Consider the following 8366-nt stretch of genomic DNA (forward strand, 5'->3'; position numbering starts at 1 on the left):
CGCCCACCATCACCACGCTGCACCCCTGCTGTTGCAGCTGCGCAATCGCCTGCGCTTTACCGTCCGGCAGCACGCCGGCGATCACCTCATCGATACCCGCTTCGGCAGCGATGGCTTCGGCAGTGGTCTGATGGTCACCGGTCAGCATGATCAGACGATAGCCCAACTGATGCAGCCGCTGTAGCGCCGCACGGCTCTCCGGACGCAGCTGGTCACGCAGGGCGATCAGGCCCAGCAGCTGCTGTTGATCCGCCAGCAGCACCGGCGTGGCGCCCTGCGCGGCGAGTCGCGCGATATCCTGCTGTGCGGCGCGCAGGTCGATGTGCTGCTCTTCCAGCAGCGCCGCATTGCCCAGCAGCAGCGTTCTGTCAGCGACAGTAGCACTCACGCCTTTGCCGCGTATTGTACGAAATTGCGCAACACGGGCGTCGCTGACGGCCGGTGCGGCGGCGACGATGGCCTTCGCCAGCGGATGCCCCGATCCCAGCTCCAGCTGGGCGGCCGCCTGCAGTACCTGCTGACGATCCCAGTCGCTGTACAGCAGCACCTCGCTGACCTGCGGCGTACCCTGGGTCAGGGTGCCGGTTTTATCAAACACAATGGTGTCGACTTCACTGGCCCGCTGCAGCGCATCGGCATCGCGCACCAGCACGCCCAGCTCGGCAGCGCGACCGACGCCCGCGATCACCGACATCGGCGTGGCTAAGCCCAGCGCACACGGACAGGCGATAATCAGCACCGTGGTGACAATCACCAGCGTATAGGCCAGCTGCGGCTGCGGTCCGACAACATACCAGACCGCTCCGCTGAGCAGGGCAATCGCCACCACCACCGGCACAAACACCGCCGAGATGCGATCGGCCAGCCGGCCCATTTCCGGCTTGCTGCTCTGCGCCTGACGCACCAGATTGATAATACGGGCCAGCGTGGTATGGCTGCCGGTGGCGCGGGCGGTGAACTGTAGCGATCCGTCCTGCACCAGCGTCCCGGCATAAATCTTATCGCCAGGACGGCGCGACTGCGGCAGCGCTTCGCCGGTGAGCATCGCTTCATCAAGCCAGGCTTCGCCGCGGCTGACTTCGCCGTCCACCGGTACGCGATCGCCGGTCACCAGCTTCAGCGTCATGCCCGGTGCGATTTCGCTCAGCGGCAGCGGCTTTTCCCCTTCAGCGGTGATCACGCAGGCCTGCGCCGGGGTTAAATCCAGTAGCCGCTCCAGCGCCTGTGAGGCGCGCTGGCGCGCGCGCTGTTCCAGCGCATGGCCGAGGTTAATCAGGCCGATGATCATCACGCTGGCTTCAAAATAAAGGTGGCGCGCCTGCGGCGGGAAAAATGCCGGCCACAGCGCGACGCTCATCGAGTAGATCCAGGCCGCACCGGTACCGAGCGCGACCAGCGTGTCCATGGTGGCGGTAGCATGACGCAGGCTGCGCCACGCGCTGCGATAGAAGTGGCCGCCGGCAAGCACCATCACCGCCAGCGTGACGGCACCGAGCACGCGCCAGAGCGTCTGATTGCTGTCGTTTAGCATCATGTGATCACCGACCATGCCCCAGACCATCATCGGCACGCCGACGATCAGCGCCAGCGCCGCCTGCCAGCTAAAGCGGCGCATCGCCTGCTGTGCGCTGACCTGCTGGCGCTCGCGCCGGGTTTGTTCATCTTCGATCACTTCCGCAGAATAACCTGCCTCGTCTACGGCGCTGACCAGCGCTGAGGGTACGGCATCGCCCAGCACCAGCGCGCTGCGCTCACCCAGATTGACGCGCGCCTGGCTCACGCCGGGCACTTTCTGTAACGCCTGCTCGACGCGGCTGACGCAGCTGGCGCAGCTCATCCCGCCTATCAGCAGATGGTGCACCGCAAGATTCTCTTCTGCCGGCTGCGACTCCGTTGTCAGCGCCTCCGGCTGCGGCTCCTGAGCTGGCAACGGATCAGGCTTTGGGCTGGACGCCTCATTTTTCAGCGTGGCGTGATAACCAGCCTGCTCAACAGTGGCAATCAGATCGCTGGCGCTGGCTGCGCCGGTGACGCGCGCTTCCTGCTGCGTTACCTCGGCCTGTTCCACATCGCTGCGCTGCTCCAGCGCCTCTTTAACGCGTTTAACACAGTGGCCACAGGACAAGCCGTCCAGAGCCAGTAATTGTGTGTGTGACATCATCAACTCCTCGTTTATCAGGTTTGACTCGCTGCAAGGTTTGCATTAGTTATAAAGCCTAAACCTTCCATTCAGGGGAAGGTCAAGGGGCAGAGATGAACATCAGCGATGTAGCAAAAAAAACCGGGCTGACCAGCAAAGCGATTCGTTTTTACGAACAGAAAGGGGTGGTTACGCCGCCGTTACGCAGTGACAACGGCTATCGCAGTTATGGCGCGCACCACCTGGATGAGCTCAATTTTCTGCGCCAGGCGCGGCAGGTGGGCTTCACGCTCGAGGAGTGTCGCGAACTGGTCGCGCTGTTTAATAACCCGGCGCGCCACAGTGCCGATGTTAAAGCGCGCACCCTGCAGAAGGCGGATGAGATCGCGGCGCATATTGAAGAGCTGCACGCGATGCGCGCGCGTCTGCTGGAACTGGCTGCAGCCTGCCCGGGCGATGACGGTGCCGAATGTCCCATCATCAATCACCTGGCGGGCTGCGGTAATCAGGAGGGCGGCAAACGCGGCTGAATCAGCAGCGTGATGCCTGACACGCCGGTCACGATCACCGGCGTGCCCGCCGGCAAATCTTCCTGCGCCTGCACGCGCCAGCTGCTGTCACCAATGCGCACATGACCGACGCCGTCTTTTAGCGCGCTGTCTAACGTCAGGTGCTGGCCAATCAGCTGGCTGCCGCGCTGATTGAGCGTATTGGGCTGCTGCGCACTTTCGCGAAAGCGCATCCAGCGATACCAAAGAAATACGCACAGCAGCGTCAGAGTGGCGAACAGCATGCCCTGGCTGGTCCACGAGAACGGAAACAGCCACTCAATGATCCCGACCAGCACCGCCGCCACGCCGCTCCACAGCAGGTAACCGCTGGTGCCGAGCATCTCCGCAGCCAGCAGTAAACCGCCCAGCGTGAGCCAGAACCAGTGCGGATGCGCAATCAGCTCCATCAGCATCACGGTTTGCGCTCCTGACGGCTCTCTTTCAGCAGCTCGCTGATACCGGCCACCGAGCCGAGCAGGCTGCTGGCATCAAGCGGCATCATCACCACTTTGCTGTTATTCGCTTCGCCAATTTTTTGCAGGGCATCGGTGTATTTCTGCGCCACAAAGTAATTAATCGCCTGAATATCTCCGGCAGAGATAGCTTCTGACACCATTCGCGTAGCGTTGGCCTCGGCTTCGGCCTGACGCTCGCGCGCTTCCGCCTGCAAAAAGGCGGAGGTACGTTCGCCTTCCGCTTTAAGGATTTGCGACTGCTTATCGCCCTCGGCGCGCAGGATGGCCGCCTGGCGTACGCCTTCGGCGGCGAGGATATCGGCGCGTTTGGTACGCTCAGCCTTCATCTGCGCGTTCATGGCCGCTATCAGTTCCTGCGGCGGGCGCACGTCGCGGATTTCAATACGGGTGATTTTTACCCCCCACGGATTGGTCGCTTCATCAACAATGTGCAGCAGGCGGGTATTAATGTTATCGCGCTGCGACAGCATCTCATCCAGCTCCATACCACCGAGCACGGTGCGGATATTGGTCATGGTGAGGTTGATGATGGCCAGCTCAAGATTGCTGACTTCATAAGCGGCGCGCGCCGAATCTACCACCTGAATAAAGCACACTGCATCGATGGTGACGTTGGCGTTATCTTTGGAGATGATCTCCTGCGAGGGAATATCGAGAACCTGCTCCATCATATTGATCCGGCGACCAATACGATCCATGAACGGCACGACTAAATTCAGGCCGGGCGGCAACGTTTTGGTGTAGCGGCCAAAGCGCTCCACCGTCCACTGGTAGCCCTGTGGCACAATTTTGACACCGGCCCACACGGTAACCAGCGCGAGCACGATGATGACGGGAATCACTGTTAACATATAACCTCCTGGCTGTCAGATTGTCGGGCCGAGTCGCTTCGGCCCGTTTACCGCGCGGTACCGGTCAGTACAGCAGCGAGTAGAGCTGGCGACGATAGCGCGAGGCGAGGGCATCGCCGGTGCCGAGGGCCGCCAGAATCTCCTGGAACATTTTGCGCACTTCGCCGTCACCGGCGCTGAGATCGCGCTTCAGAAAACCTAACAACAGCTCCAGCGCTTCTTCATTGCGGCCCACCTGATGCAGCTGTAACGCAAGTTTAGCAGCCAGACCGGCATTGTCCGGTTCGCTTGCCATCTGCTCCTGCAGCTGCTGGATCTCCGGCGTGTCGGCGGCCTGTTTCAGCAGGTCGATTTGCGAAATCAGGCTCTGATAGCGCGTATCCTGATCCTGCAATGGCACCACAGCCAGCACCGCTTCGGCTTCTTCGCTGCGGTTCAGGGTAATCAGGACTTCTGCCAGCAGAAAACCGATTTCACTGTTCTGATTGCTCAGCTGCCAGGCGTCTTTCAGCAGCGGTAGCGCATCCAGCGGCTTGCCTTCCTGCATCAGCTGCATCGCCTGCTGCGCCTTTAACTCCTCTTCACGCGGCAGGACTTTCTCCAGCAGCGCGCGAATCGCCTCTTCCGGCTGCGGGCCCTGGAAGCCGTCGACCGGCTGGCCGTTCTGGAACAGGTAGACGGTCGGCAGAGAGCGCAGACCAAACTGCGATGCCACCAGCTGCTCTTTATCGCAATCCAGCTTCGCCAGAATAAACTGGCCGGCGTACTCCTGTGCCAGACGCTCCAGCACCGGCGTCAGCTGCTGGCAGTGCTGGCTGCGCTCCGACCAGAAGTAGAACAGTACCGGCAGCTGCATCGATTGCTCCAGCGTCTGCTGCAGGTTGGATTCGTTAATGTCGATAATCAAAGCGTGTGACATGAATACGTCTCTTGGCAGAAAGTGTGTTGAGGATATGGGGGCAAACGCCCCGGCTTCAAGTTCAATTCCGGCTTGCAGTTTAGTTACTGCGTAAAATGCGATCCAGCATCCAGCCCGGCAGCAGTCGTTTGAGCAGACTCATCGCCCAGGCGACCAGCGTCACCGGATAGCGCAGGCGCGGATGTTTACTCTCCAGCGCATGGCGCAGTTTCGGCAGAATCGCCTCCGGCGGCAGGCTAAAGCGCGCGGCGATACCGGGGTTGCGCACGGGCTTGTCGCGTTCGCCCTGCTGCACGTTTTCGGTAAACCGGGTGGTAATCGGGCCCGGCTCAATCAGGCTGACGCGCACGCCGCTGCTGCGCACTTCCATGCGCAGCGCATCGCTCCACGCCTCCAGCGCCCATTTACTGGCGGCATAAGCGCCGCGGCCCGGCGTGGAAATCAGGCCGAGCACCGAGCTGGTGTTGATAATCCGCCCGTCGCCGCTATTTTGCAGCGCCGGCAACAGGCGCAGCGTCAGCTGGTGGGTGCCGAAAAAGTTGGTGGAGAATTGCTGCTCCAGCTGCTGACGCGACACGCTGGTAAGCCGACCGTACTGGCCGAAGCCGCCGTTATTGAACAGCCCGTGCAGGCAGTGATCGGTGAGGTCCAGCACGCGATCGGCGGCGGCATCCACGCTGGCCGGATCGTCAAGATCCAGCAGGATGCCGGTGAAGCCGAGCTCATCCATGCGCGCCACATCGTCAGCGCGGCGACAGGCGGCCAGTACGCGATAGCCGCGCGCCAGCAGATCGTTGGCCGCCACCAGACCGATGCCGCTGGAGCAGCCGGTAATTAATACGGACTTTTGCATATCTTTACCTGTCATTGGGCTCGTCGCGGCGTTAATCATGCTTAACTAGCGGAGCCAGTTGCTCAGCCATCAGGTTGGCGATGAACGGCTGCGCATCCGGATTGGGGTGAATACCGTCCTGCTGCATCCACTCCGGCTTCAGATAAACCTGCTCCATAAAGAACGGTACCAGCGGAATATGATACTGCTGCGCGAGGCGCGGATAGAGCGCGCTGAACGCGTCGGTGTAGCGTCGGCCATAATTAGCCGGCAGACGAATTTGCATCAGCAGCGGCTGGGCGTTAGCGGCTTTGACCTGATCGATAATTTTACTCAGATCCTGCGCGATGTTTTGCGGCGGGAAGCCGCGCAGCCCATCGTTACCGCCCAATTCGATTAACACCCACTGTGGCTGATGCTGTTTTAATAGGCCCGGCAACCGCGCCAGCCCCTGACCGGCGGTATCACCGCTGATGCTGGCGTTAACCACTTTGGGCTGCTGTTGCCAGGTTTTGTCGAGCAGGCTCGGCCAGGCGGCGGTGGCGGACATGCGATAGCCGGCACTCAGGCTATCGCCGAGAATCAGCAGGGTATCGGCGGCGGCGATGCGCGACACCAGCAGCAGCAATAACAACAGGAAGGAATAATGCCAGCGGAAAACATTGTTGCAGTTCATCATCTTACTAAGTCCGTCGGTCAGGGAGAGCATCAGCTGACCATCCTTACCGGAGTTGAGCTGGTTGTCAAACCAGCCGAGACGCTGGCGCTGATCGGCGAGTCGGGATCCGGGAAATCCACCCTGCTGGGGATTCTCGCCGGACTGGATGATGGCAGCAGCGGCGAAGTGCATCTGCTGGGCCAGCCGCTGCACCAGATGAACGAAGAGCAGCGCGCCGCGCTGCGCGCGCGTGAGGTCGGCTTTGTGTTTCAGTCTTTTATGCTGGTGCCCACGCTCAACGCGCTGGAGAACGTGCAGCTTCCGGCACTGCTGCGCGGAGACAGCGATCGCGACAGTCGCGCGCAGGCCACTGAATTACTGACGCAGCTCGGACTACAAGATCGTCTGCACCATCTGCCGGCCCAGCTCTCCGGCGGCGAACAGCAGCGCGTGGCGCTGGCGCGCGCCTTCAGCGGCCGTCCCGGCCTGCTGTTTGCCGATGAGCCGACCGGTAACCTCGATCGCAAAACCGGCGATCGCATCGCCGATCTGCTGTTTTCGCTCAACCGCGATTTCGCAACCACGCTGATTCTGGTGACGCACGATGAGCAGCTGGCGGCACGCTGCGATCGTCGCCTGCGGCTGCGCGACGGCAAGCTGTGGGAGGAAGCATGATCTGGCGCTGGTTCTGGCGCGAGTGGCGTTCGCCCTCGCTGCTGATTGTCTGGCTGGCGCTGACGCTGGCGGTGGCCTGCGTGCTGGCGCTGGGCTCCATCAGCGATCGCATGGAGAAAGGGCTGAGCCAGCAGAGCCGTGACTTTATGGCCGGCGACCGTACGCTGCGCAGCAGTAAACCGGCACCGGATGCGTGGCTGGACAAAGCGTGCGAAGAGGGGCTGGCGGTCAGCCGGCAGCTCAGCTTTATGACCATGACCTTTGCGCAGGAGACGCCGCAGCTGGCCGATGTCAAAGCGGTCGATGATGCCTACCCGATGTTCGGCACCCTGCAGACGGATCCGCCCGGCCTGCGTCCGGTGGCCGGAACGGTGCTGGCCGCACCGCGTCTGCTGGCGCTGCTTAACCTGAAGGTCGGTGACCGCATTGACGTGGGTGATACCACGCTGCGCATTGCCGGCGAAGTGATTCAGGAGCCGGACGGCGGATTTAATCCGTTTCAGACGGCGCCACGTTTGCTGATGAACCTTGCTGACGTGGAGAAAACCGGCGCGATCCAGCCTGGTAGCCGTCTGAGCTGGCGCTATAAGTTCTCCGGCGAGGCGGTGCCGCTGGCGCGCTATGATCGCTGGATTCAGCCGCAATTGCAGGCCGGCGAGCGCTGGATCAGCGTGGAAAATTCCGAGGATGCGCTGGGCCGCTCAATGCAGCGTGCGCAGCAGTTTCTGTTGCTCTCGGCGCTGTTAACCCTGCTGCTGGCGATTGCCGCAGTGGCCGTCGCCATGAGTCATTACTGCCGCAGCCGTTACGATCTGGTGGCGGTGCTAAAAACGCTGGGCGCCACGCGTAAATCGCTGCAGCGGCTGATTATCGGTCAGTGGCTGGCCGTGCTGCTGCTGGCGGCCATCGCCGGCAGTGCGCTGGGGCAGGGCATTGAAGTCGCGCTGCTGCTGATGCTCAAACCGGTGCTGCCCGCCGCTTTACCGGCTGCCAGCGTCTGGCCGTGGCTGTGGGCGATTGGTGCGCTGGTGGTGATCTCGCTGCTGGTCGGGTTGCGTCCGTACCGTCTGCTGATGGCCACACAGCCGCTGCGCGTGCTGCGTCGTGATGCGGTAGCCACGCTGTGGCCGCTGCGTGTTTATCTGCCGGTGATGGCGCTGGTGGTGGTAGCGCTCCTTGCGCTGCTGATGGGCGGCAGCAAAATGCTATGGGCGCTGCTGGCTGGCGTGGTGATGCTGGCACTGCTGCTGGCGGTGCTCGGCTG

9 protein-coding genes are annotated in these 8366 nt (G+C 61.9%); 3 read left to right on the plus strand and 6 right to left on the minus strand.

What is annotated here, in order from left to right; translation table 11 throughout:
• Nucleotides 1-2158: heavy metal translocating P-type ATPase (locus ERD80_RS20980; protein ID WP_136548410.1), on the minus strand; the 2158-nt coding region annotated here is incomplete at its 3' end.
• Nucleotides 2159-2253: 95 nt separating this feature from the next.
• Here ERD80_RS20980 and cueR point away from each other — a divergent pair.
• On the plus strand, nt 2254-2670 hold the full coding sequence (gene cueR, locus ERD80_RS20985; protein ID WP_058775250.1) for a Cu(I)-responsive transcriptional regulator: 417 nt from the start codon (nt 2254-2256) through the stop codon (nt 2668-2670).
• Here the strand turns inward: cueR and ERD80_RS20990 are convergent.
• The 5 genes from ERD80_RS20990 to tesA form a co-directional block, all read right to left on the minus strand.
• Complete coding sequence (locus ERD80_RS20990; RefSeq protein WP_058775251.1) at nt 2646-3104, minus strand: NfeD family protein; 459 nt, start codon at nt 3102-3104, stop codon at nt 2646-2648. The two genes, cueR and ERD80_RS20990, sit on opposite strands and share 25 nt — an antisense overlap.
• On the minus strand, nt 3104-4018 hold the full coding sequence (locus tag ERD80_RS20995) for an SPFH domain-containing protein (RefSeq protein WP_021508640.1): 915 nt from the start codon (nt 4016-4018) through the stop codon (nt 3104-3106). The genes ERD80_RS20990 and ERD80_RS20995 overlap by 1 nt, the downstream gene beginning before the upstream one ends.
• 64 nt (nt 4019-4082) lie before the next feature.
• A complete protein-coding gene (locus ERD80_RS21000) occupies nt 4083-4937 on the minus strand; it encodes a co-chaperone YbbN (protein WP_021508639.1) in 855 nt (284 codons plus the stop codon).
• Between the two features lie 79 nt (nt 4938-5016).
• Entirely contained in the window at nt 5017-5790 is a 774-nt protein-coding gene (locus ERD80_RS21005; protein WP_058775252.1) for an SDR family oxidoreductase, read from the minus strand.
• Between the two features lie 31 nt (nt 5791-5821).
• A complete protein-coding gene (tesA, locus tag ERD80_RS21010) occupies nt 5822-6448 on the minus strand; it encodes a multifunctional acyl-CoA thioesterase I/protease I/lysophospholipase L1 (protein ID WP_021508637.1) in 627 nt (208 codons plus the stop codon).
• On the opposite strand from tesA, the gene ybbA reads away from it, so the two are divergent.
• Together ybbA and ERD80_RS21020 are read left to right on the plus strand one after the other, a co-directional pair.
• Nucleotides 6416-7102: a putative ABC transporter ATP-binding protein YbbA gene (ybbA, locus tag ERD80_RS21015; RefSeq protein ID WP_136548412.1), complete on the plus strand. Its 687-nt coding sequence runs from the start codon at nt 6416-6418 to the stop codon at nt 7100-7102. The genes tesA and ybbA overlap by 33 nt on opposite strands.
• Nucleotides 7099-8366 (plus strand): FtsX-like permease family protein (locus ERD80_RS21020; protein ID WP_136548415.1); only part of this gene is annotated, 1268 nt, incomplete at its 3' end. The genes ybbA and ERD80_RS21020, both read left to right, overlap by 4 nt.

Source organism: Pantoea sp. R102 (assembly GCF_004916815.1).
Taxonomy (GTDB): Bacteria; Pseudomonadota; Gammaproteobacteria; order Enterobacterales; family Enterobacteriaceae; genus Pantoea; species Pantoea dispersa.

Coding starts and splice junctions, on each gene's coding strand:
- ERD80_RS21005 (WP_058775252.1), bottom strand. CDS start 5,790: ATGCAAAAGTCCGTATTAATTACCGGCTGCTCCAGCGGCATCGGTCTG.
- ERD80_RS21000 (WP_021508639.1), bottom strand. CDS start 4,937: ATGTCACACGCTTTGATTATCGACATTAACGAATCCAACCTGCAGCAG.
- ERD80_RS20995 (WP_021508640.1), bottom strand. CDS start 4,018: ATGTTAACAGTGATTCCCGTCATCATCGTGCTCGCGCTGGTTACCGTG.
- ERD80_RS20990 (WP_058775251.1), bottom strand. CDS start 3,104: ATGCTGATGGAGCTGATTGCGCATCCGCACTGGTTCTGGCTCACGCTG.
- tesA (WP_021508637.1), bottom strand. CDS start 6,448: ATGATGAACTGCAACAATGTTTTCCGCTGGCATTATTCCTTCCTGTTG.
- cueR (WP_058775250.1), top strand. CDS start 2,254: ATGAACATCAGCGATGTAGCAAAAAAAACCGGGCTGACCAGCAAAGCG.
- ybbA (WP_136548412.1), top strand. CDS start 6,416: ATGCCAGCGGAAAACATTGTTGCAGTTCATCATCTTACTAAGTCCGTC.